This window comes from Streptomyces sp. SAS_270, assembly GCF_052543295.1.
In genome coordinates this window covers 26,623-50,125 of sequence record NZ_JBMNDS010000078.1, presented here as the reverse complement: position 1 = coordinate 50,125, position 23,503 = coordinate 26,623, and the positions used below count along the sequence as shown (strand labels likewise).

Annotated in this window: 21 protein-coding genes and 1 pseudogene; 7 read left to right on the top strand and 15 right to left on the bottom strand. The window is 67.8% G+C overall.

Going from position 1 to position 23,503, the window contains the following annotated elements; all coding sequences use genetic code 11:
* Positions 1-455: 455 nt before the first annotated feature.
* Both ACN6LB_RS36485 and ACN6LB_RS36480 read left to right on the top strand, forming a co-directional pair.
* Positions 456-1,652 (top strand): IS110 family RNA-guided transposase, encoded by a 1,197-nt coding sequence (locus ACN6LB_RS36485; protein ID WP_445029604.1) that lies wholly within the window; start codon positions 456-458, stop codon positions 1,650-1,652.
* 85 nt (positions 1,653-1,737) lie between these two features.
* Positions 1,738-2,013, top strand: a complete 276-nt coding sequence (locus ACN6LB_RS36480; RefSeq protein ID WP_445029603.1) for a hypothetical protein — start codon at positions 1,738-1,740, stop codon at positions 2,011-2,013.
* A gap of 77 nt (positions 2,014-2,090) precedes the next feature.
* On the opposite strand, the gene ACN6LB_RS36475 is transcribed toward ACN6LB_RS36480, so the two are convergent.
* From ACN6LB_RS36475 to ACN6LB_RS36440, 8 genes are all read right to left on the bottom strand, one after another.
* Positions 2,091-2,513, bottom strand: a complete 423-nt coding sequence (locus tag ACN6LB_RS36475) for a hypothetical protein (protein WP_445029602.1) — start codon at positions 2,511-2,513, stop codon at positions 2,091-2,093.
* Positions 2,510-2,737, bottom strand: coding sequence for a hypothetical protein (locus tag ACN6LB_RS36470; RefSeq protein WP_445029601.1), 228 nt, complete (start codon positions 2,735-2,737; stop codon positions 2,510-2,512). The genes ACN6LB_RS36475 and ACN6LB_RS36470 overlap by 4 nt, the downstream gene beginning before the upstream one ends.
* Positions 2,738-2,900: 163 nt before the next feature.
* Positions 2,901-3,470 carry a hypothetical protein gene (locus tag ACN6LB_RS36465; RefSeq protein WP_445029600.1) on the bottom strand — a complete coding sequence of 190 codons (570 nt, stop codon included), beginning with the start codon at positions 3,468-3,470 and terminating at the stop codon, positions 2,901-2,903.
* 129 nt (positions 3,471-3,599) lie between these two features.
* Positions 3,600-4,382 carry an IS21-like element helper ATPase IstB gene (istB, locus tag ACN6LB_RS36460; RefSeq protein WP_445029599.1) on the bottom strand — a complete coding sequence of 261 codons (783 nt, stop codon included), beginning with the start codon at positions 4,380-4,382 and terminating at the stop codon, positions 3,600-3,602.
* Positions 4,379-6,010 carry an IS21 family transposase gene (istA, locus tag ACN6LB_RS36455; RefSeq protein ID WP_445029598.1) on the bottom strand — a complete coding sequence of 544 codons (1,632 nt, stop codon included), beginning with the start codon at positions 6,008-6,010 and terminating at the stop codon, positions 4,379-4,381. The genes istB and istA overlap by 4 nt, the downstream gene beginning before the upstream one ends.
* 154 nt (positions 6,011-6,164) lie before the next feature.
* Entirely contained in the window at positions 6,165-7,844 is a 1,680-nt protein-coding gene (locus tag ACN6LB_RS36450; RefSeq protein ID WP_445029597.1) for a tetratricopeptide repeat protein, read from the bottom strand.
* A gap of 50 nt (positions 7,845-7,894) precedes the next feature.
* The gene (locus tag ACN6LB_RS36445; RefSeq protein ID WP_445029596.1) at positions 7,895-8,371 is read right to left on the bottom strand and encodes a hypothetical protein; all 477 of its coding nucleotides are present in this window, start codon (positions 8,369-8,371) and stop codon (positions 7,895-7,897) included.
* A gap of 177 nt (positions 8,372-8,548) precedes the next feature.
* Complete coding sequence (locus ACN6LB_RS36440) at positions 8,549-9,193, bottom strand: hypothetical protein (RefSeq protein WP_445029595.1); 645 nt, start codon at positions 9,191-9,193, stop codon at positions 8,549-8,551.
* Between the two features lie 639 nt (positions 9,194-9,832).
* On the opposite strand from ACN6LB_RS36440, the pseudogene ACN6LB_RS36435 reads away from it, so the two are divergent.
* The 3 genes and pseudogenes from ACN6LB_RS36435 to ACN6LB_RS36425 form a co-directional block, all read left to right on the top strand.
* Positions 9,833-9,946 (top strand): annotated as a pseudogene (locus ACN6LB_RS36435) (helix-turn-helix domain-containing protein); the annotation flags it as partial.
* Positions 9,947-10,028: 82 nt separating this feature from the next.
* Positions 10,029-10,739, top strand: coding sequence for a phage portal protein (locus ACN6LB_RS36430; protein ID WP_445029606.1), 711 nt, complete (start codon positions 10,029-10,031; stop codon positions 10,737-10,739).
* A 600-nt stretch (positions 10,740-11,339) separates the two neighbouring features.
* Entirely contained in the window at positions 11,340-12,257 is a 918-nt protein-coding gene (locus tag ACN6LB_RS36425) for a DUF6308 family protein (RefSeq protein WP_445029594.1), read from the top strand.
* Positions 12,258-12,535: 278 nt separating this feature from the next.
* Here the strand turns inward: ACN6LB_RS36425 and ACN6LB_RS36420 are convergent, their stop codons facing one another.
* Positions 12,536-13,408 (bottom strand): GntR family transcriptional regulator, encoded by an 873-nt coding sequence (locus tag ACN6LB_RS36420; protein WP_445029593.1) that lies wholly within the window; start codon positions 13,406-13,408, stop codon positions 12,536-12,538.
* Between the two features lie 391 nt (positions 13,409-13,799).
* A complete protein-coding gene (locus ACN6LB_RS36415; protein WP_445029592.1) occupies positions 13,800-15,239 on the bottom strand; it encodes a serine/threonine protein kinase in 1,440 nt (479 codons plus the stop codon).
* Positions 15,240-15,518: 279 nt separating this feature from the next.
* On the opposite strand from ACN6LB_RS36415, the gene ACN6LB_RS36410 reads away from it, so the two are divergent.
* The gene (locus ACN6LB_RS36410; protein ID WP_445029591.1) at positions 15,519-15,848 is read left to right on the top strand and encodes a hypothetical protein; all 330 of its coding nucleotides are present in this window, start codon (positions 15,519-15,521) and stop codon (positions 15,846-15,848) included.
* Positions 15,849-15,948: 100 nt separating this feature from the next.
* Here ACN6LB_RS36410 and ACN6LB_RS36405 read toward each other — a convergent pair whose 3' ends face one another.
* A complete protein-coding gene (locus tag ACN6LB_RS36405; RefSeq protein ID WP_445029590.1) occupies positions 15,949-16,770 on the bottom strand; it encodes a hypothetical protein in 822 nt (273 codons plus the stop codon).
* Positions 16,771-17,350: 580 nt separating this feature from the next.
* Between ACN6LB_RS36405 and ACN6LB_RS36400 the strand changes: the two genes are divergently transcribed.
* Positions 17,351-17,776: a hypothetical protein gene (locus ACN6LB_RS36400; protein WP_445029589.1), complete on the top strand. Its 426-nt coding sequence runs from the start codon at positions 17,351-17,353 to the stop codon at positions 17,774-17,776.
* 409 nt (positions 17,777-18,185) lie between these two features.
* Here the strand turns inward: ACN6LB_RS36400 and ACN6LB_RS36395 are convergent, their stop codons facing one another.
* From ACN6LB_RS36395 to ACN6LB_RS36380, 4 genes are all read right to left on the bottom strand, one after another.
* Positions 18,186-20,816: a hypothetical protein gene (locus ACN6LB_RS36395; RefSeq protein ID WP_445029588.1), complete on the bottom strand. Its 2,631-nt coding sequence runs from the start codon at positions 20,814-20,816 to the stop codon at positions 18,186-18,188.
* A 190-nt stretch (positions 20,817-21,006) separates the two neighbouring features.
* Positions 21,007-21,375 (bottom strand): anti-sigma factor antagonist, encoded by a 369-nt coding sequence (locus ACN6LB_RS36390; protein WP_445029605.1) that lies wholly within the window; start codon positions 21,373-21,375, stop codon positions 21,007-21,009.
* 111 nt (positions 21,376-21,486) lie between these two features.
* Complete coding sequence (locus tag ACN6LB_RS36385; RefSeq protein ID WP_445029587.1) at positions 21,487-22,050, bottom strand: hypothetical protein; 564 nt, start codon at positions 22,048-22,050, stop codon at positions 21,487-21,489.
* An 874-nt stretch (positions 22,051-22,924) separates the two neighbouring features.
* Positions 22,925-23,494, bottom strand: a complete 570-nt coding sequence (locus ACN6LB_RS36380; RefSeq protein WP_445029586.1) for a maleylpyruvate isomerase N-terminal domain-containing protein — start codon at positions 23,492-23,494, stop codon at positions 22,925-22,927.
* Positions 23,495-23,503: the final 9 nt, after the last annotated feature.

The following is a 23,503-nucleotide window of genomic DNA, read 5'->3' as shown; positions in this document are numbered from 1 at the left end:
CAAGCGACGAAACGACAGCTCACCACTCCCGCAGAATCACCGACCCCATGCCCGACCAGCGAAATCGACGGCCTCAAGATCGGTACGACAACAGCTACTAAGGCTCACGCAAGACACTGCTGCCCACCGGCGATTCACCGGTGGGCAGCAGTTGTTCAGCCTCGAAGCTCTGGATCCGGTACTCACGGAACGTCACAGATCACCGGATCTGACACAGCTTCTGAGCTTGTCCTACCTTTCAAGCGGGTCGGATCTGATCATTCGTAGGATCGGGGAAGCCCAGGGGTTCCGGGTATGGCTGTGAGCTTGTCGCCGCTTGATGGCTCAAAGAACTTGGCCGCCCGGAGCTCCGCGACGACTCGACCGCTAATTGGGATACGCGACTTGATCGCTTTGTAGGACAACGCCGGCGAGGTCGTCTGCTGGGACCCATGTGAGTCGACGAGCTGGCGGAGGTGGCCGTGCCCCAGATATGGGCCGGAGTGGACATCGGCAAGGAACATCACCACTGCGTGGTGATCGACGCCCAGGGCAAGCGTCTCCTGTCGCGCCGGGTCCTGAACGACGAGCCGGTTCTGCTGGAGCTCATCGGCGACGTACTCGCGCTCTCCGAGGACGTCCTGTGGGCGGTGGACATCAACCACGGCGGCGCGGCCCTGCTGATCGGGTTGCTCCTGGGCCGCGGTCAGCCGATGGCCTACCTCACCGGCCTGGCGGTGCACCAGGCATCCGCCGGCTACCGCGGCCAGGGCAAAACCGATGCGAAGGACGCCTTCGTCATCGCCGACCAGGCCCGGATGCGCAACGACCTCGGCCTGCTGCGGCCGGGCGATGAGATCGCCGTCGACCTGCGCACCCTGACCGGGCGCCGCACCGACCTCGTCTGCGACCGCACCCGGCAGATCAACCGGCTTCGCGCTCAACTCCTCGAATTCTTCCCGGCGTTGGAACGGATTCTTGCGCTGACGAACAGGGGCCCGGTCCTGCTGCTGACCGGTTATCAGACCCCGGCCGCGTTTCGCCGCAGCGGCGCCAAGCGCATCGAGACGTGGCTGAGGAACCGCAAGGTCAAGAACGCCGCGGCGATCGCCGCCGCAGCTTTTGAAGCTGCCGTTGGCCAGCAGACGTCCCTGCCGGGCGAGAAGCTGGCCGCCGTCATGGTGGCCCGTCTCGCGAAGGGGGTCATTGCCTTCGACGAGGAGATCGCCGAGCTCGACGCACTCATCGAGGCGCGGTTCCGCGAGCATCCCCATGCCGAGGTAATCCGCAGCCTGCCCGGGATGGGTGCCCTGCTTGGCGCCGAGTTCATCGCAGCGACCGGCGGCGCAATGGACGCGTTCGGCTCACCGGACCGCTTGGCCGGCTTCGCCGGCCTGGCTCCCGTGCCACGAGATTCCGGGCGCGTCAGCGGCAATATGCGCCGGCCTCGCCGCTACCACCGCGGCCTTCTACGGGCCTTCTACCTCTCCTCCATGGCCAGCCTCAGGACGTGCCCCGCGTCGCGGACGTACTACCAACGCAAGCGCGACGAGGGGAAGGGCCACAAGCAAGCAGTGCTCTCCCTCGCACGCCGCCGGGCCAACGTCCTGTGGGCCATGCTCCGCGACGGAGCGTGCTACCAGCCCGCACCATCAGTCACGCTGGCGGCTTGACATCCCCATTGGGAAGTTCTTTATGGTCTGAGCCGCCTGGAAGCGTGTGGCAAGGCCAATCCAGCCCCTGAGTAGGGTTGTGGCCATGGCCAAGGGAATGGGGCGGCGGCCCAAGGTGGATCTGGACAGCGGTGTCGAGGACGCGACGATGCTCATCCTGGAATGGCTCGGCGAGCAGGGTGTAGGTGCCATGATCCGGGTCGACGCTGAGCGCATGCGTGACGGTCAGCCAGCGTGGACATTCGCAGCCTCTGGTGGGCCCCTGGATGGTGGAATGAGGGCCGATGGGGCCTCGGCCGCCGAGTGCATGGGCAGGGCATTGCTTAGATTGCGAGAAGCCGGGCTGGTCGTTCCCTTCTGAGAGGGCGGTACGTGGGTTGATGTCCGTTTCGCGGTTGTGGGAGGGGTAAGCGTGCTGGCTGCAGTGTCGCCGGGCGGCTACGGCCGTGGCTGGGTGAACAAGCCCTGTTCGGTCTCGACGAGGATTCCGCGCTCGGTCAGCCGCTTGAGTTTTAGGCGGGTGTTGTTGATGTTGTTGGGCGCGATCTCCAGGTCCAGCGCCTCGCACACCTGCCGCGCCCGCAGCGGCGTGTCGGCCGCGGCGAACACCGCCATGATCTGCTGGTAGGCCGGATGGTCCGGCAGCTTCGGGGCCGGCGGCGCGGGCGGCTGCGGATCGGGGAGCTCCAGCAGTGTCTTGCGGGTGATCCGGACGTCCTCGGCGGCCCGGCCGAGCTCGTCCAGCCGGGACGTCAGCTGCGCGATCTGCTCCCTCGTCGCCTCGGCCTGTGCGGCGATCTCCCGTTCCCGATCCTCCAGCCGTACCAGCACCGCCCCGAGGGTCAGCTCCACGCCGGTCATGCGCTGCACCAGGCCACAGCGGTGGCCCCGGTCAGCCGGCGCAGTATCACCGCGGTCATCGCCCAGTACACCCGCGACTCCGAACTGCGCGGCAGGTGCTCGTAGTCGCGCACCAGCCTGCGGTGCAGCATCAAGATTCCGTAGGCGCGCTCCACGATCCACCGTTTGGGGATCGGCACGAACCCGGTCTGAGCCGGGTTGCGCTCGACGACCTCCACTGGCATTAACGGTCTGAACTGGCCCCACTTTTCCGGCTCCAGGTGGCCCCATGCCGTCGTGCTAGGAGTCTGCGTTCCGGCTTGACGCGGCCCCGGCTTCCGGTCACGCGTGGCTCCAGCCGGCAATGGTCGGCGATCTCCTTCACCCCTCGTCACGAGTCACGCCACGTCAGGTCGTTGACCCACCGTGGCGGTACTCCTCCGAAGGCATCGAGTCCCATTCGGTATTGGCGCCGTCGCGCGTCACCATGAACAACGGACGCGATCTCAGGACCTGCCCGACGTGTTGCCCGCGCATAACGACCCCGGGATCATCCGGTCCGGCGTATCCCTCGGGCATGTAGCGAAAGTGCCCGTCCACTGCCTCGGCATGCGCGATTTCGTCGCTCTCCAGTTCCAGTAGATCCCTTCCGACCAGCGAGATTCCGTCGTGCCCGACCTGAGGACCGTGGACGGCGTCGGCTGCGATGCAGAACAACCCCACAGCCTGGCTCACGTAGGCCGTGACGGCAGGCGGAGAAGGGGCCACCCCACGACGGACCTCGATCTTCCAAGTCGGCGAGAAGATCGCGTGGTCCCGTGGGCACTCGCTGACCTTTGTCTGGCCGAGAACCTGAGCCGCCTCGACCACTTCGTCGACGGTCATGCCGAACCGGAGCGGTCCGACGCCCACCGTGGGTGCATAGGACCACTCATCCCGATCGGCGACTCCGGAATCGGCTTCGGTCTTGAACGTCATAGTCGCCCCTTGGAGACACCTGAGATCTTGCCACCGCCCATCATGTCAATCGCTGACCAGCAGCCTGCCGGGTGCCGCCGGGCGTGAGCTCCGCCCAGCCTGCCAGGGACCGCAGTGAGCTCCAGGCGGCTAGCCTCGCTGCTGCTTGGCCCTGGTCTGGGCAAGTCGGTAGGACTCGGTGCCGGTCTCGATGATCGTGCCGTTGAAGGTCAGCCGATCGACGATCGCCGCGCACAGCCGAGGGTCGGTGAAGGTCTTGGTCCAGCCTCCGAACGACTCGTTCGAAGCGATCGCAACACTGTTCTTCTCCTCCCTCTCCGTCAGAACCTGGAACAGCATCTCGGCGCCGCGGCGGTCCAGTTCGAGATAGCCCAGCTCATCAATACAAAGGAGGTCGACGCGCCCGTAGCGGGCGATCGTCTTGGTCAGCTGTTTCTCGTCGGCAGCCTCGACGAGCTCGTTGACCAGGCGGGCGGCGAGCGCGTAGCGGACCCGGAAGCCGGCCATCGCCGCAGCGGATGCGAGTCCGATCAGCAGGTGGGTCTTGCCGGTGCCGGAGTCGCCGATGAGACAGAGCGGCTCGCCCTTCTTGACCCACTCGCAGGTGGCGAGGTTGTTGACCAGAGCCGGTGTGACGTTGGGGTTGGCCGTGTAGTCGAAATCGGACAGCCACTTCGAGCGAGGAAAGCCGGCCGCGCGGATGCGACGCTCGGAGCGTCGGCGGTCGCGGTCCTCGCACTCGGCCATCAGCAGTTCGGCGAGGAAGCCGCGGTAGGACAGGTGCTCGCGTTCGGCACGGGTCACGGTGTCAGCGAACTGGGCCCGCATGGTCGGCAACCTGAGGACGCGGCAGGCGGTGTCGATGGCGGCGTCGGAGGCGGGCTCGGTCAGGGTGTGGTGCGGGACGGTCATCGGGGGTCCCTTCCGGGTCGATGGTGCAGGAGCTGGTCCCAGCGCTCAAGCGCTGGCAGGGGACGCTGGTCGGGTGGCAGGCGGGCGGTGCGGCGTTCGGTCAGGCTCGGCAGCGGCAGCTCGGGCGGTGCGACGGGTTCGGGTAGCGGGACGGTGACGGTGACGGTCGGGGAACGGCCCTCGGTCTCGGCGGCCTTGCGCGCTTCGAGAGCGACGACATCCGCGGTGCAGGCCCCGACCGCGAGCGTGGCCCGGATGCCGGCGACAACGTCGCGGTGCTGCAGGTGCCGGTGCAGCAGCAGGACGTGGACCAGGGCTTTCGTGCCGTCGGTCTCGCCGAGGGTGTGCTTGGCAGCAGACCAGAACGCCTCGTGGGCGGGAGTGAAGGTGCCGGCGCGACGGGCCTGATCGAGAGCCTCGGAGCCCGCGAGGGCTCCTGGCTTGGCCAGCAGGACTTCCAGGAAGTGGTCCAGCACCACCCGTTCGGCACCCTTCGTGGTCAGGCGCGGGTGGCGGGCGATCTCGGTGCGGCCGTGGAAGACGACGACCTCATTCGAGCGGAGCAGGACGTGGACAGTGCGGCCGATGAAGCGGACCGGGACCGAGTAGCGGCAGACGCGGACGGCGACCATGCCGTAGCGGTCGACGCGCGGATTGAAGGCCAGCCCGGTCTCGAACGTCTCACCGGGGAGGGGCAGCAGGAGCGGGGCCTCGTGGGTGAAGTCCTGGCCGATGGTGCGGATCCGCATGCCGATCCGCCGTGATTCCTCGGCCTGTTCGAACGCGGCGAAGGCGTCGTTGAGCTCGTCGAGGGAGTCGACCCGCGGGACTGGGGTGAGGTAGTTGCGCCGCCAGTAGCCGACCTGGCCCTCGACGCCGCCCTTCTCGTGGGCGCCGCGAAGTCCTGGCTCGCAGTAGAAGGGGGTGATCGAGTAGTGCTGGCGGAAGTCGTGCCAGCGGGGATGCTCCTCTCGCGACCGGCTCTTGCGGATCACCCGGGACACTGCGGGCGAGAGGTTGTCGTAGCGTATCTGACCTGCGGGCATGCCGCCCAGGGTGCGGAACGCATGGACGTGGCCGTCGAGGAAGGCCTCCTGCCCGCACGAGGTCGTGATCCGGTGGACGGCCTTGCCGGAGTAGGCGAGACGGAACGCGAACAGGTAGCACTTGGTGCGCTCGCCGGCCAGGTCGACCCAGGCCTCGCCGAAGTCGACCTCCGCGTCCATCCCGGGCTGGTTGTGCCGGATCACGAACCCCGCGGCCGGTGTCGCCCCGGCGGCCTCGGCGATTTCCTGCCGGCGCCGGTGGACGTAGTCCCACACGGTCGAGTAGGCGATCTCCGCCCCAAGCTCCTGCTGAAGCCTGGCCAGGATGCGCTGCACGGTGTGCCGCTGCTTCGGCGGAGCCTCCAGGTCATCGAGCAGCCACTGGTCCATCGTCTTCTTGAACGGCTCCAGTCTCGGCGAATGCCTTTGCGGGGTCCGCCGTGGCGGCGGCACCGCCGAGCACAGGGCCTCGCGCACCAGCCGCCGGTGGACGCCGTACTTCCGCGCGAGCGCGCGGACCGACAACCCTTCCTGCCACGAGTCCCGGCGGATCAGCAGGAATAGCTCTTCCTTCGAGGACACCACCCGGCATCGCCCCCTCACGGAGACCTACGCCGAGCGTCCCAGCCCCAGGTAGGAGGTGGGGCCAACTCAAGCCGGAACAACCCCCGAACGCTCCCACGCGCCCCGCCGGTGGAGCCAACTCGGACCGGAAAAGTGGGGCCGATTCAAGCCGTTAATGCCAGGTGTCGGGGTGCTCGGCTCCCTGGATCCGCTCAGTGTCTGTGAGGACTTGCTCCTGAATGGTGATTGCCTCAGCTGTGCGTCCGGCCTGCCAGTAGGAGGCGGCGAGGTTGGCACGGGTGGTGAGGGTGTCGGGGTGCTCGGCTCCCTGGATCCGCTCAGTGTCTGTGAGGACTTGCTCCTGAATGGTGATTGCCTCAGCTGTGCGCCCGGCCTGCCCGTAAGAGGCGGCGAGGCTGGCACGGGCGGTGAGGGTGTCGGGGTGCTCGGGCTGGTGGGTCTGTGTTTCTGCCACCAGGCATTCCCATTGCTGTACCGCGTTGTTGACCAGTCCCATGTCTGCTGCCGCGGCGGCGTTCCAATACAGCAGAGGGTGGCGTCCGCTCTCCCAGAGCAGGTCTCGGGTGTGGCGGGCGAGGGTTTCCGTGTTGTCGCGAAGAGCGGTGCGCAGGCCGGGCTGGGTGTGGTCGGCGTTGGGCCAGAGGGCGGTGAGGGCGTCGGCGGCGGCCAGTTGGGTTGTACGCAGGTCGGTGTCGGGGGTGTCTTCCCGGGCGGCGCGTGCGGTGAGGGCGTGCAGCCGCACGGCGTGGGGTTCTTGATGGGCGTCGTCGGTGAGCAGTCCGTAGCGGTCCAGCAGGCGCAGGACGTCATCGACCAGGGCGGCGGCCTGGTCGGGTGGTGTGCCGGGTGGTGCGAGGTGGGTGAGGACGGCGGGTGTGTGCCACAGGGCATGGGGCTGGCCGGCCGGGTCCAGGCACGCGGCCAGGCGCAGCGCGGGCTGTGCCATGGCGAGGGGGTGCTGGTGCTGGGCGGCTTCCAGGGCGAGCAGCAGGCTGAGGGAGACTTCCCGGCCGTACTCCTCGGCGTCCGCCCATGCAGGCAGGACCGCGTCCAGGCGCAGTTGCCGGTAGCGGTCGAGGTAGGCGGTGGTGGTGATGTTCTGCTGGGTGATGTAGGCGGCGGCGAAGGCCAGGGCCAGGGGCATCCGGTCGAGTTCCGCGACGACTTGGTCCGTGCGGTCGTCGAGCAGGTGGGGTTTGGCGGAGGCGGCCAGGTGGTCGCGCAGGAAGGTGTTGGCCTCGGCGGGGGTGTAGCGGTCGATCTCCAGGACGGCCCGCTTGCCGCCGCGCAGCACCGCGTCGTTGCGGCGGGTGGTGGCCAGTACCCGCCCCCGGCGGCCGTCGGGCGGCCACCAGGACGTCATCGCTTCGGGGACGATGTCGTCCAGCACGATCAGCCAGGATCTGTCCGTGGTGCGCAACCAGGCCAGCAGGGCGCGGGCGTCCTGCTCGGTGTCCTGCTCGCCGGTGCCCAGGTTCAGGCGGCGTGCGACACGGGCGTACAGGTCGAGGGGGGTGCGGGTGTCGGCGGAGCTGGCCCAGATCACCAGGTCGGTGCCGTCGGCCTGGGCCTGGCGGGCGTAGGCGGCAGCGAGTTGGGTCTTGCCCATGCCGCCGCCGCCGCGCAGGACCTGGGTGAGCACGACCGTGCCGCTGCTGGCCCGCGCCCGGTCGATCGCCTCCCGCACTGCGGTCCGGGGCTGGAAGGCGGTCGGCTGGGCGGGGATGTCACCGATGACCTGCGGCCATCTCAAGGGCGTCGGCGCGGGTGCGTGGTAGTGCTGGTTGAGCTGTCCGATGCGGTGGGCGGCGATCGAGTGCTCCTGCGCCACGATGGCCGTGGCCGCGGTGACATGAGCAGTGGGCGTGGCGCCGGGCTCGGTCAGCTCTGATCCGACCCCGGCACCGGAGGGTTTGCGATGCTCACATCACCCATGCGCACGGCCGCCACGGAATGGTTCTCGGCCCTGATGTCAGCGTTGCCGCCGATGACGATGCCGTTGCCTGCCGCGGAAAGCCCGCCGGCCTGCTGTGCCTGAGCGACCAACTCGCGCAGCACATCAGCGGTGTGCGCGCGCTCGCTCCCCTCCAGGTCCTCCAGCAGATCCTGGAAACGTGTCTGCCACGAGGCCGCCGCCTGCCGGACCGGCTCAAGCATGTCCGAGCCGGCGGACTCCAGCTCTGCCTCCGTACGATCCAGCCGCTCCAGAGCGGTCGTCTGCGCGCTCGGCCGGGTACCGTCACGGCCGAAGATCCGCGCCACCCGCTCCCGAACACCCTGCCACGCATCGGTCCCCGCCGCCTGCGCCACCGCAGTCCCGGCCGCCGACGCCAAGACGATCAACGCCTGATCCAGCACAACGCCCCCATACCCGGGACGGATTGTCCTGTCCGCCACGGGCCAGCAGCGTAACGCCCCACCCCCGCCCCGCCCAGACGTTATGCCCCGAACAGTCACTATCTGACACAACCGTGCAGGACCGAGCCCGCACGCGGGGGTGGGGGAGAGGTGGGGGCACCCGGGCTGTGCGCCGCGTCAGCTGTCGGCGGCGGAGCAGGAGTTGCGTGATATGTCCAGGTCGGCGGCATCTGACGCAGCGTAGAGGAAGTCCAGGAGCTTGCCATGCGCCTCGCTGCTCGCTTCTTGCTGATCTGACCCGTGTTGCGGTGTTTCTGCTCCATGGTCAACCGCGTGCAGCCAGTCCAGGACTGCGCCGAAGTACGTCACCAAGGCGCCAGTCGCCGCTTGCGCAGCGTCCCCCATCTGGTGGGGACCTTCCACGTAGACGACGTGCTGAAGGCGGTCGAGGGAGCGGTTGAGAGCACGTGCTTCGTTCCAGAGGCGGCGGGCTGTTTGGCGCCGCTCTTCGCGTTCCTCGGGAGGGTCGCTTGCTTCGATGCCCCCGAGCTTGATGCTCGCTTCGCTCAGCGTGCCATATACGAGGTGCCAGCCTTCAGCAAAGGCCAAGTAGGCGCTCTTGCGTGATTCGCGAAGAGCACGAGCTCGTTCAGCATCAATCTGAAGGCGGGCTTGCCCGAGCTGAGCCTCAGACTGGATCTTGGCCTGTTGCTGGGCCTTCCTCCCCGTGATCCACGCGGATGCCGTAGCCCCGACCGCCCCGACCGCCCCGACCGCCGCGCCGATGACGCCACCGAGAAGTCCTGCGAGTCCTGCGTCCATGGTGAGATTCTGGTGGTCAAGCGTTGCGTGTTGCCAGTGCGGCGAGATGGCAACCACCACGAACACGGTGTGTTTTGCAGGGGAGTTGGGAGCGGCTGACGGGTGCTTCGAGCGCCCCTGGTTCCCAGGCGTTCGACTACGCCGCCGGAAACGGACGCGCGAAGGGCCTCGCCGCATCTCACCTGCGACGGGGCCCTTTTGACGCTTACGCCGCCACTAGCAGCGCAGGCAGCGCGGCGCCGAGGCAGACCAGCAGAGCGGCGTAGTGGCGTTCGTCCAGATGCTCAGCAGTTGCGAGTACAACCAGGACGATGACAATGATCACTCCGTAGTTCGTTGACCAACGCCTACGGGGAATCCGAGGTGTTTCACATCGGGACATGCCGACCAGCCTCCAAGTGCAGCGCACGTCAGTGGACTTCATGCAGCAGGTCGGCCAACCGTTTTGCTACTCAGGCCGTACGGCCTGTCGTCGGAACTACAACTACACCACGCACCCGCATTGGTCGTTCAAACCGATGGAATTGCCCTCTCAGGTTTTAAAGCGCAACAGAAGGTAGTGAAGTGGTCAATATCGAGCACCGCAAGAGCCCCGCTTACCTCGTGCGTCGTTTGCGCATCCCGAGTCCATAGGCGGAGGTGTTCTTTTTGCCCACCTCCATAACCAATGCCAATCGTCGCAAGGTCAGATCGCTGCACGCTGCTGGCCAGTCGCGGAATGCCATAGCCCGCGCCATCAAGCGCAGCCCGTCGACCGTGTCGAAGATCGCGACCGCCCTCGGCCCCAGCTTCGAGCGGGGCGCATGGCGGTGCCGGTCGCGGCGAGGGAAGCCCGATCGGGCGCAGCGACTACGCCGCCGTACACGACCTGTTCGACGCCCTCGACGAGACATGGACGAGTTGGATGCGAGACATCCGCCTCGCCCGCGCCCGCCTGATCGTTCCGGACGCGTACATACGCGACCGCGGCCCCGGCGCGGGCGGATCGTTCGACGATGACCGCGAAGTGTGGGAAGCGTTGAAGATCCCGCCCACCGAGGGCGCCGGTATCACCCTGTCGCAGTTCGACATCAGGGTCGAGGAGCACCGCGCCACGGCCGAGGCGATCGTCAGGCAGGCCGCGCAGACCGCCGGATACTCGCCGCAGTCATTCGGCCTCGACGGTGGCGGACAGCCCATCACCGCAACCGAGGTCGACAGCCGCGACCAGCGCAGCATGGTCACGCGGAAGAAGAAGGCCGGCTACTGGCGGCACGCTACCGCCGAGATGCTGCACGTCCTGTTGCAGGTTGACGCGGCGCAGTTCGGGCAGCCGATCACCCCGAACCGGCCGCGCGTCGAGTTCGGCGATGGCGTCGCCGAGAGCGAGCAGGCGACCGCGACAACCCTCGACCTGCTCAACCGCGCCGGAGCCGTATCGACCGCGACGAAGGTCAAGGCGTTGCACCCGGAGTGGGACGACACCGCCGTCAAGGCCGAGGTAGCGGCGATCCACGCGGAGACCGGAGCAGCCGCCCCGGACCCCGTGGGGACGTTCCCCATGTAGGCATCTACGGGGTCCCGTTGGATAGACAGCCCGGCGGCTATCACTTCACACAGGGAAGGGGGCAGACCGCGCTTCGAAGCGCGGTCTGCCCTTTGGTGACTTGGTTGCGGGCCGACAATCACCCGCCATTCCAGATCGTGCGGACCGCATGTCCGCAGCAAGGTGGCCGACTAGGGCTTCGGCATCGAATTCATCGGTCTCTAAAGACCTTTATTCCCTAGAGAGGTCCCGACAGGCCGTTTCAACCAGCTGCACCGTGTGTTGCTGAGAACAGCGTTGATCGATGTCAAACATGGTATCGATCAAGAAGTGTCCCGTCCCGAACAGGTAGTAGGCGACGGATACGGACACGACCAGCCGACGGATGCTGTCGGGGATGATGCTGGCCCCGCCGCGGCACCTTCGGAACGTGTCACCTACGAACCTCAGTAGCCGCCGGGCCCAGCGTTCACCCGACGGTGGAGATGAACTACTCATCCTGTCCTCCTCATAGTTGACGGCCCGTCACGCCAGCTCGGCGTGTACGGGAGGCCGATCAGTGTGGCGCGCAGTTTCTGATCACATCAAGAGGAATCGCCACATTGTGGCCAGGGGGTGACAGTGACGATTCATCCGGGCATGGTGGAAGATCTCGCCCTCGGCACCCGAGACCTGTACGCGCAGAACGAAGAGCGCTTGTTGGGCATCATCGCCCGGCAACTCGCCGAGGGCCTCGACGCGCCCGGATGGGTCGAGCGCAAGCTCGGCGCTGTGCAGGCCGTGCGCCGAGCGTCTCAGGGCGTAGTCGACGAGCTCGGCAAGGCCGTGTCCCTGGAAGTGTTCGACGTCGCTGCCGAGGCGTTCAACACCGGGCACCGCTCCGCCGTGGCCGAGCTCGGCGCACTGTCCGACGCCGGGCGCCGCCTGGTCGACGACGTCACGCCCAACGCGCAGGCCGTCGACCGCCTCGCCACCGAGACCGTCGACCTGCTCACCGAGCGGCACCGTTCAATTCTGCGCAACGTCAACGACCGGTACCGCGGGATCGTCGCCGAGGTGACCGCAACGCCCCTGCTCGCGTTGTCGGTTACCGTTCCGGCAGCTGTTGCGCTGGACACTCTGGAGGGTCCCCTCGGCGTGCGGCTGTCTGGCTTGTTGCACGACATTCCCAAGGACATCGACATGGCCGACGCCGAAGCGGACCTCGTGGCCGACAGATCGCCGGCGGCGCGGGCTTGGCAATTGCTCAAAGGCCAGTCCGATGTCGGGTGGGTGATTGCGGGGAAGCTCCTGGCCAGGAAGCGTCCCTGGCTGCTGCCGGTCTACGACAAGGTGGTGCGCTGCGCCCTGGGGCGCCCACACCCCTCGTTCTGGCTTGCCCTCCATGCCGCGCTGCGCGCGGATGACCGTGCCCTGCACCGTCAGTTGCTCGCGCTGCGCCAGGTCGCGGGGGTGCCGGAGACGGTGAGCGCGCTGCGGGTATGCGATGTGGCGGTGTGGATGGGGCACCGGTCCGATGGCCACGCCTGTCCTCGCTGACTGCGGCAGCGAAGCTGCCCTTCCGGCGTTCCGGCGTGTGAGGCCGGACAGCAGCCATGCCGAGGCAACCGGTGGCGGGCCTGGAGTGTCTTGAGGATGTGTGAGAGCACATCTGCCCCGGCGCCGGACCGATCGGCGCGGGCTGCCCCGACCTGCTCTGCGAGGAGCCAGCCGACTCCTGAACGGCGGATGTTGACCGTACCGCTTGATGCTCCGACGCAGGCCTCGCGGTACGTGTGCGCTCCGTCGGTCCTGTCTGGTGGGGAGCTTGTTGTTGGCTAGTCCGAGAACAGTTCCCACACCGAGTCGAACCAGGTCTGCATGCTGTCCACGAAGAAGGATGCGGGGGACTTCGTGTCGGCGTCCTTCACGGAGTACGTCAGGTCGGCTCCGATGCCCACTACGTCGAGCGCGTCGATCACCTCGCCGCTGTCCAGGATGATGGGACGTTCGGCCACTCTATACGTGCCGAACAGCGCCTCTGATCCGTTGAGCAGATAGAGCTTGAAGGTCGGAGGTACCAGGGCGTGGCGGATCTCCAGGGTGACCTCGGGCACCAGCCTTTCGACCTGAAGTGAGTCGAGGACGTACTTCAGCGAGTCCGCGGACCGGCGGGCGATGTTCCGCACACGCTCCGCGGGTCGCGGATCGGACGGATCGTTTTTGGCAACGGGATAGGGCAGCGCGATCCTCTCGGAGGGCACCAGCATGCGTACGGCGATGCGTTGCGGTGCGCTCTGCTTCGCTTCGCGGATCCGTTCCGCCTGCAGCCGGATGTGGGTGTCGAGGGATTCGGCGGTCAGTGTGTAGACGTCCAGGGTGACCTCGGGCCGGTCGAATGCCTCGGCGATGATCGGGCCGAAGGCCGTGCGGCTGAGCTTCGCACTCTGGGCGAAGGCGGGTTGCATGCGCTGGGTCATGAGAACGCGGGACCTGCTCCCCTGCCGGGACTCGATCCAGCCGTCGTCCTCCAGCGCCTTCAACACCCGCTGGACGGTGTCCCGGGAGACGCCGAACTCCTCGGCCAGGGCCCGCTGCGCCGGAAAGAACGTTCCCCAGGGGTAGACCCCGTTGACCATCCGTGTGCGCAGTTTCTTCAGGACGCGCTGGAACTCCCTGCCACGGCCATCACCGGTCTGTCCCTCGTCCACAGGCCGACCTCCCCCTTCAGCGGCCAACAAGCTGATTTCGCAGGCCTCATCCCCGTTCACGTTGAATGTGAAGCCTGTCTCCCGTCATGTCCCGTGTATGCCGGGCTGGTTGACGCCGAGGAGGTCCTGCTCGAACGGCGCCGGAAACCAGCGAGTTGTCGGGCTCTGGCGCCTGGGACGCAATCCGGTACAAGGACGACCCGAAGACGTCCCCGGCCGTCGACACGCTCACGCAGCTTGTCTACGCGGGCCGTCTCCGACTGATTCCTGTGGTGCAGTCGGATGTTGCCTGCCTCCGTATGACCCCACACGAGTCGCTGTGCCGGGCCTCTGCCCGGCGAGACCACGAGGGCATGGTTCTCCACAAGGCTGCCTTCGTCGTCGCGACTGGTCAGATCTCGCCCGCGCGAGCCTTGGTGTACCAGTCCGGGACGTGGTCGTCGGCGAGGGCCACGATGCGGAGAATCAGTGCAAGCATGTCCGGCACCGCGTTGGAGGCGACGGCACGGATCTCGTCCAGAATCCGGGCGAACTGGACGGAACCGACGGGCGCGTTCCAGGTGCGCGGCAGCTCGAAGGGGTAGTCCACCAGACTGTGGTGTCGGTGGACCACCCGTAGGTCGAAGGCGATCTCTGCCGCGTCCTCGTCGAGCCCGTCGACCAGGCGCACCACGAACGAGAACTTCACCGCAGCCTTGCCGGCCCGATCCGGCGAGGTGAACAGTGCGCCGCGTTGATGTGCCCACTGCCATCTATGTCTCGGCAGCAGACGCGTCGCGTCGCTCGGCTCGGTCTGCGCCTCGTAGTAGAGGAATCTGCCCCGGAGCATCCCGTCGACCGCACCCCAGAGGTCTGTGAAGAGAACGTCGAGCTCCCGGCTGATCCGCTCAAGGAAATTCCGGCGCTCCAGGGTCAGTTGTGCGGCCTCGTACGACGCAGCGGTCAGGACGGCGAGACGGTCCTGCATCTCGGCGATCGACGCGGTCTCGCGCAACTCGGGCGGCTCGGCCAGACAGGCGCGGACCTCCCTCGCGAACTCGGCCATCGTCGGCCGACCCGCCGGGTGGAGCACGGTGCAGCTCTGCATCAGCCGGTCCAGCTCGCCCGCCCACGCCAACGCGATGTGCCCCTGGAGGCTGTACTCGCCGCCGGACCGGTACTCTCCCGGCAGCGGCCAACGGGTCCGACGCAGCAGCACCCACATCGTCTTCGCCAGCGACCAGACGTCTGCCGGGCCGCCGTCGGCGTTATCGCTGGGCTCCAGCATCTCGGGGGCGTGGAAGTTCACCGGGCCGAGCTTCACTGAAGAGCTGGTGACGTCGCCCTTGCCCGGGAAGGTGACCAGTCCGAAGTCGCCGATCTCCCACCGGCCGTCACGCTCGAACAGGTTCGACGGTTTGATGTCGCGGTGGTGGACAGCCTGCTCCGCCAGGGCGGCCAGCGTTTCGGCGTAGGCGGCGACGGCCTCCAGCATCGTCTCCTCGGCAGGGGTGTCGCCGAGGGCGTCGTCCAGCGGGACGGCCAATGGCATGACGTACCAGCAGATCTCTCGCATGTCCTCGGGTACATGTGAGTCGACGAGCGGCACGACGCCCTCGCCGGTGTAGCCGCGCAGGAAAGTGATCTCGTCGGCGAACCTCAGGCGGCGATCCTCCAGGGACCTTCCGAGGCCGAACATCTTGATCGCGTACCGGCCGTCATCGCCCTCGTGGCGTGCTTCCCAGACCTCGCCGTTGCCGCCCCTGCCGAGGTAGCCGCGGCCGACCAGGGTCCACTCCCCGAGCATGGCGCCCTCCTGCGGCTTCCAGTTCCTGCCGTCGACCTTTCCCACGGTGCCTTCCGTTCTCACGCCGAACTCGTCCCGATGTATTGTCCGCAGCTTCGCGAGTGACCGCGAAGGCTTTCCCTCAACTCCCGGTGGGTGGCTATTTCGAACCTGCTGACAGCTGCCGACGCGACTGCTCAACTCGCCAAGTGACGCGCTCAGTCACAACCACCCGTTTCCGGCCCTGCTGAACACGGTCGGACGCGAGGCGATCCGACGGGCCGGTGGCTACCAGCGCCAGGAGACGGATGCCGCCGACATCCTCGAATGGCCGCGGGAGCTGACATGGCGGTGACGGAGCTCGAAGTCCTCGCGGCCCGGCTGCGATTGGACCTGGAGAGCGCCGGCTTCGCGACGGCGCCACCCGAACGGGCAGACGACCAGGAGGACGGCGCCCGAGTCTTCGTCTTCGAGGACCGGGTGCACGTCGCCTGGGGTATCCGGGACCGGCTGAGGGAAGCGGTCCCCGACATGCAGGAGGCCGGCCGCACGCACGAAAAGACGTCGTCTGCTGCTACGAGACCGTCCGCGCGACGATGCACCTCGCCCTCGGCAACATCAATCCGAACGCAACCGGACGGCTCGTGGTTGGTCATTCTGCTCAGAGACAGCTGACCCTGGAGGTCGTTTCCTGATCGAGCAAGGAGCTTGAGTCGCGAGGGCCCGTTTGTGCGAGATCGGGGGCAGGTGGCCACTGGTGGATCGCCACGTGAGCTCACATGTAGCCGTCTCGCCCACGTTTTTTCTTTTCCCGTCGCGCCTCCTTACGGGCCCGAGTGACGGATAGTAACGGGGCGCGGAATGCGAAGAGCGTGGTCACGGCCATCGCAACACCGCCTAATGTGATTAGTGTATTTTGCATCGAACTGACCTGGTGCGAGAGTGTGTTGCTCGCGACAAGGTGAACTGTGATCGGTGGCGTCAATGTGGCAAGGGCGCGATCGGAGTCTCCCTGGTAGGTGGTAAGGACTAGCACGAGGTCGTAGTCTCCCGACTCGCTGGGGGTCACGGTCCACTGCCAGTGGGCGGCGTCTCCTGGTGCAGCGATGACCTGCTCAGTCGCCGTATCGGCGAGCAGTCTGACCTTCACCTCGCTGCTGGTGGAAGTGAGAGACGCGCCTTCTACGCCGCCCACCTGAAATTTCCGAGTCTCAATGGCGGGTCGGGCCCCTCGTGGCCCGTTGACATCCTTCTCACCCAAAGCGACAAGAGTGACCCTGTAGATGATTGAGTCATCGACGGAGGTCGAAATGCTCGATCGGCAGATGAGTCTTCCTGCGAAGAGTCCTTTTCGGTCGTCCACGATGCGGGCCTGAAACCGTGCCTGATCGGCAGGAAGGTAGCTGGCCGATGGCGAGGGCGGCGGATGCCCATCCTTCGGTTCGCGGCGCGTGCCAGTTACCAGCATGGCGTAGATGACCCCGACGGAGAGGACTGCGGCGAGAGTGCACAACACCCACAACTGAATCTGTCGGCGGCGAAGATTCCTTCTCTCGCTCTCGCGGCGATAATCATCCCAGTTCGACCTGCCCTGCATATCCGCCCCCCCGATGCGCGGGCAACGTGCTTCAGGAAGTCAAGTCTTCCCTCTACGTGTGGCAGGCGGCAGTATTTCGACGTCATTGAGTCTTCCGTCAATCAGCCTGATCTTGGACGCTATGGGATGAGGTCCTGTCGCGCGGGTGCTCGGCTCAGCGCACACGCAGACCGAGCGGCGGTCGAACGGGTTCGTGATCGAGTAGCGGCATACCCGCACCGATCCGCATGAGCTAACTACGTCCGAACGCCGCCGATTGCCCAGCGAAGGTCGGCCATTTGGCCCTCAGTGTGCGAGGCAAGGAGTGGCCCATCAGCATGGATGTATGAGCGCGCGCCGGAACTCGTGTCGCACTGTCGTGGTGACTGCCCTTCTCGTCGCCCTGGCGTCCTGTTCGGGCGGCTCTGATGACGGTGGCCGTCCGAGCTCAGTGACCCCGACCCGCGATAGCGCTCTCGCGGATGTGCCTCCCGGGGCCGAGGTGCTCGGGACGGCGCGTCCCGGTCAGCCCTTCAGTGTCACGGTCCTGGCCTCGGACACTGCTGACGACCCTCACAGGTGGCAGTTCACCGTACGCAGCGTGGTCTGCGGCAAGCCCCTCGACCCGGCCGTCATGGCCCACGCAGCCGACTCGGTCGGCGCGCCCACCGCCAGCCCGACGCCCGAGGCCGGCAAGCAGTTCTGTGTGCTGACCATGGACGCGGTCAACGCAGGCAAGAGCATGGCGATCTGGAACGCCGACGACACGGTGAGCCTGAATGTCGCGGATACGCGCTACACCATGTCGCAGAAGGACTCCGACTACGCCTCGGACTACGCCCAGTACTGGAACAGCAGAGGCCAGACGGCGCCGACCTTCGGACTTAACCCGGGCAGCAAGGGGCCGGTGCATGGGGTCTTCCAGATCCCGACAGGGGAGAAGCCCACAAGTATCTGGGTCACCTCCGGCACGGCCATCACGACAATCGACGGCGTTCAACCGGGCTATCTCGTGCTCCTTACGTGAACCGAGCCTCCATGGGCATGGCCACTGTCCGATCAAAGTTCGGTGGCGTGTGCTCACAGTCACTGGTACAGGACACCCGCCCACGACGCCGGGCGGGGCGTGTCCGAAGTGACACGTAATTTAAACAAGCGATCTAATGCCGGTATGGACGTGACCGACTTCCCCGACGACCTCGACCAGGCGGCAACCCGGCAGGAAGAGAGGATCCAGAGCCTCCAGGAGCGCCGCTCCCACCGGCTGTCCGCATGAGGCCGGGGCGGGCCTGAGACGGGGCCGCAGTAGACCGGCCTCCGGGGAGGCTAGCGGTGACCTGGTTCGGGACGCGGCCGGAGGCGCGAAGCTCCTGCAGGTCCGGGATGTGGGCGAGTTCGGGCACTGGCAACCATGGTTGATCTGGTCAGCTCGACGCTCACCCCTGCGGCATCAGTCCCGTCGTGCGCAGCCGAGCCACCGTCTGCGCCGAGTTTGCGCGGGGCGGCTGGGCCGCCATCGCCGACAGCAGACCGTCCCAGGCGTCGGGGAGTCCCGCGTCCACGGCCGACCGGTACGCGGCGCATGCCTCGGGTGTCCGTCCCTGGTCCAGGTACAGGGCGCCGAGCGCGGTGTACGACTCTGTGTCACCGGCTTCACAGCCGCGGACGTAAGCGCGCTCGGCTGCGGCGGTGTCGCCGAGCTGCTCGCGCACACGGCCCAATGCCGTCCAGGCGTCGGAGGCGCCTAGGTCGGCGGCCCGCAGCACCGCGCGCCGGGATCCCTCCCGGTCCCCGACGCGTTCCCGCATCCGGGACAGCGCGGCCCAGGCATCGGGGGCACCTCGCTCAGCGGCCAGGTTGGCGGCGCGCTCTGCGCCGCTGCTGTCCCCGGCGTTCTCCCGGGCTCGCGCCAGCATGATCCAGGCGTCCAGGTCACCCGCGCGTGCCGCCTCCGCAGCGGCGTGATCGGCGCCGGCGTCGTCACCGATCTCCTCCCGCGCTTCGGCCAGTGCGGTCCACGCCTCCGGATCGCCGGTGCGAGCCGCCTGGGTGGCGGCCTCCTCGGCGGCCATGCTGTCGCCGTCCGACTCGGCGAGCAGCGCCAGGTCGCGCCAGGCGGCGCCGACGCCCAGGGCGGCCGCCTCGCGATGGGCCGCGGCTGCCCCCGAGCGGTCACCAGCCCTTTCACGCAGCCTTGCCAGGAGGGACCAGCCTTCGGGATGTCCCGCGTCCGCGCCGCTGGTGGCCGCGCCCAGGGCTGACGTATGGTCACCCAGAGCCCAGTGCAGGCGTACTAGAGTCGCCCAGGCCTCGCTGACCCCTTTACCCGCCGCCCGCGTGGCGTGTGTGACCGCTGTTACGAGGTCACCGGACCGTTCGGCGACCTGCGCGAGCCCCATGTGCCCCCAGCCATCACCGGCCTCTGCCGCCTTCTCGAACGCCTCGACTGCCGGCGCCCCTTGGGCCGCCCGCATCCGGCCGAGCGTCCGCCAGGCCAGCGGTTCACCCGCAGTGGCCGCCCGGGCCGCGACCGCGTCCGCCGCGGCCGGGTCCCCTTCCGCCTCACGGATCCGGGCCATGGCCGCCCAGGCCCACGCGTCGCCGGACTCTGCCGCGCGCCGATATGCGTCGTAGCTACCCGGCCCGTCGCCTGCCGCTTCCCTCGTCACGGCGAGGGCCGCCCAGGCGACAGGATCCGTCGCGGCCGTCTTGTCCGCGGCCTCCCGCCCATCGGTGGTCGCCCGCAGCACCGCCAGGGCCGCCCGGGCACGGACGTGCCCCAACTCGATCGCCCGCTCATACAAGGGCCCGGCGCCTGCATAGCGACGCCGCTGTTCGGCGGCCCTGCCGAGAGCGTAGACGTCGTCGGCGGTCCTGGCCCAGAGCGCCCAGGACCAGAACGCGGCGGGTGGCGCCCGGTGGGCACGGACCCGGCGAATGTGCTGTTCGAGATAGTCGTCAGGGCGATAGCTGTCCGGCTCGCCCACACCCGGCTCGTACCGCTCCGCGATCAGCGGCGCGGGGCCGCCTTCCGTTGTCGTCAGCGCCCCGATGGCGGCCGGGAACCATTCCTCGCCTGCGGTCGCACGCGCGGTGGAGTCCATGAATCCGGCCGCCGTCTCTCTCAGCAGAAGCTTGGGCACGGCACTGGCGTGACCCAGCCTCCGTGCTTCCGCGGCCGCCGTCAGCACGGCGTGCTCGGGCGCCGTGAACCATTGATCCGGGCCCATCTCCCAGCGCCGCACCAATTCCGGTCCTGCGGTGAGGTGTTGCAGTACGCGCTGACCGGTCCCGGCCGCCCGTACGGCTCCGGCGAAACGCGGATCGCGGGCGGCGGCTGCCGCGACGGCCGCGGGGTCACAGTCCAGCGTGTCCGGAACCGTGATCATCGTGTGGGGTCTGGTCAGCAGCGCGAGGGTGTGCGGAGCGGTCTCCAGACTGCTCCGGCGGTTCGTCAGGCGCCGCATGTGTTCTGGCCACATGGTGCCCACCACCGCGAGCGGCGCCACCTGGTCAAGCAGCCGCCCCAGCGCTCGGGCGGTCCGCTCGCCGGCAGCGCCGTTCAGATAGCGCTGCGTCTCGTTGAGCCACAGCACGGTCCGCGGGTCAATGCCGTCGTCCTCGATCCACGCGGTCAGTTCCTCCGCGTCGGCAGGGAACAGCACAGGCCAGTCGGGCAGCACCACGGCCACCGCCTCGTACAGCGCACGGGTCTTCCCGCTCGCGGAACGGCCCACCAACAGCACGAGCGCCGCCTGATTAGCCTCCGCGGTCCGCGCCAGCCGTCGGCGCAGGGTGGTGTCGTGCGGGCGGGTGAGGTACTCGGTCAGCGGTGGATCCACGGTCCCGTCCGGGTCCGGCGCGGGGTGGACGCCCAGGCGTACAGGGTCCCATTCCGCTGCGGTGCGCAGCCGTTCCCCCGGCGCCTTCCCCGCGGCCACCCAGAGCGCCTGCACCTCCGCAGTCACCCCGTCGGGGTCCTCGCCGGCCAGCCCCGCGAGCGCCGCGGCGACGGACACCGTGTCCCGGAGCGAGGCCGGCGGTGCACAGGCCAGGACCTGCGTCACGGTGTCCTGCGCGGGCCGCCCCCGGTGGCCATCAGCGTCTGCGACGAGAGACTCGGGTGCCGGGCCGCCCGCAGCCCGGGACAGCGTGTGTAGCCGTTGCTGGAGGGCATGCAGGGGCCCTGGCGGCAAGCGAGACGGGGCAACAGAGTGAGCGCCCTCCGACCCGCCGCCTGCGGTCCGCCTCTCGTCGTCAGCCATGGGCGCCAAGTTCCCGGCCGAGGAATTCAACAGCGCGATCCACCGTGTCGAAGATGGGAAATACTTTGCTCAGCCCAGTGATCCGGTAGATTTTCAGAATTCTTTCGTGAGGTACCACAAGTGCCATCATGCCGTCGTGGGCACGGACCCGCTTCAGGCCACCGACCACCACACCGTTTCCCGTCGAGTCCATGTAGTCGACTGCCGACATATCCAGTACCAGGAACCACCGTGCGTGGTTCAACAGGTCGACCAGCAGTTGGCGCAAGGCTGGAGCCTCGTACACGTCCAACTCACCCGCGAGCGTCACCACGGTGACGTACTCGGAAACGTGCTCGTACGACAACTTCAGGCGGTCCACCCGGCCTCGCTTCTTGCCGACTGCCTGGCGCGCCCGTGCGCTCACGGCTGGCGACACCTAGCGGAAACTCTGATGTTTCGGGCATTAGGGATCTTATCTGGCGACCATGCGTCATGCAGGGGTGAGAGCCGCGCGGGCCGCGCTCAGGAAGGCCGCCTGCGCGACGGCGTGCCGGGTTCCCGGAGCATTGACGGCCACTGTGTTGCGGAGGTTCTCCGCCGCCGCTGCCACAGCACCGGGGCCCTCAAGGCGTACGACGTTCAGTGTCTCGGCCAGTGCACTCACAGCGGCGTCGTACTCCCGCCGCCGCGGGGTCTCGTCCGCGGTGCCGATGGCGCCCTGCCAAGCCGCGAGCGCCTGATGGGCGCTGTCGGCGCGGCTCAGGTACGTGACGTAGGCGGCCCGCCGCACTGCCCGCTGGGTCGCGAGCGTCTGTTCGGTGAGGGTTCGGCGGGCGACGTCGAGTTGGGCCGTAGCCTGGAGTTGTCCGGAATCCCAGGCGGCGGCTGCCTGTTGCCGGCCAGCTGCCCAGGCGGCCTCAGCCTGGCGCTCGCCCGCCGCCCAGGCCGCTGCGGCCTGGCGTCTGGCGGCAGCGAGGGTGAACACCCCCGTCAGCGCTCCGCCGCTGACTGCGGCCCCGGCAGCAATCAGCGCCGTCGCCACGGTCTCGTCCACGTCAGGCGCCCAGCTCCGCGAGCACCACGGACCTGGCCTCCTCCTGGATCCGGCGCCTGAAAGACGATCTCATCATGCGGTACTGCTAACGGATCCAGGCCCTTGAGCCGACGCCGCCTCGCCGTGCTAACGCAAGATTCATTCCCACGGCCGCCTGCCGTCCCAGCCCGTCGTCGCACAGGCTTCCACGAGGCCGACCGCTGGCAGTAGGACCATCCGGCTGTGCTCGACGCCGTGTTCCTACTAAGGAAATAACAGCAACAACGCCCCGCTGAAACTGTCGGACCCAGCTCAACTCCAGCACGTGCTGTGCGACACGCAGGCTCACGAACCGCGGAAGCGAGTCCTCTTGGCGCTGCTGAACGCCAGCGACCCTCTTGGGCCTCCGAGAAGGTTCCTGTCCTCGCTGGCCTACGCGTCAAAGCAGTGGGCTGTGAGTCCCGAACTCGTCGACCGAGCCTGCTTCCTGTGGTCTGAGGCGCTCGATGCCCGCGGCAGCGCTGACGGGGGCCGGCGCCTTCGCGTACGCCACGGCCATCGACGGCGATACGTGGCTGGGGCTCATGGCCCGAACAGCCGACCAGACAAGCTCCCTGGACGCTGCCCATGCGAGCCAAGCGCGCCGCCGAGCACCTCGGCGAGCCTCGGGCCTACCGCATTGCGACTGCTCTCCTGCAAGTAAACGCTGGACGCCTACCGGACGGCCGAAGTCCAAGCGGGTGCCGACACCCTGTTCACCGCGAGCGCCCCCGACTCGTCCGCCGAGCGCGTCGCGCTGCAGCGGGCGCTCATCAACTGCGGGAAAGTTGAGGTGGCCTTCCCGACAGGTCCTAGCTAGTGCTGTGACCGGGAACGTCCGCCGGGGTCAGCTCGATCAGTCCGGTCGTGCTGCTTCCCACCTCCATGAGATCTGGCGAGGGAGGCCGTCGAGTTCTCCGCGGCCGGTGCACCAGAGGAGTACCTGAGTGGGGTCTCCAGGCGGGGCGTCGGGGAAGAGCCGGGTCAGTACTGCTGCGCTCAGCGGTGCTGGTGGCAGCCAGTCCACGCACAGTCCCTGCGTGATGTCGTAGGTGTGCAGCAGGGTTTCGGCGACGCCCATCGCGGCGAACCCTTCGGGGTCGCACGGGCCCCAGTGCCAGGCCCTCATGGTCGGGTTGGCTGTGGCCAGGGCACTGCTGAGCAGTCCGCTGCAGGCGGTGACGGCCTGGAGTACTTCGGCAGGCGAGGCAGTGGGGCGAACGTCCAGGTCGATGGGAAGGTAAGCGTCGGTGGGCTGTGCTGCCAGCTGCCCTGCGTAGGCCAGCAGGTCGTGGCCGATGTGGGCTGCTGTCTGCCAGCAAGTCCATTCGAGTGGCCCCGCCGGCACCGTCCAGTCCTCGACGGTATGGGGGCCGAGCACCCGCAGCATCTCTGCCACAGCGGCGTCGACGTCCTTATGGTCCACGCAGAGCTC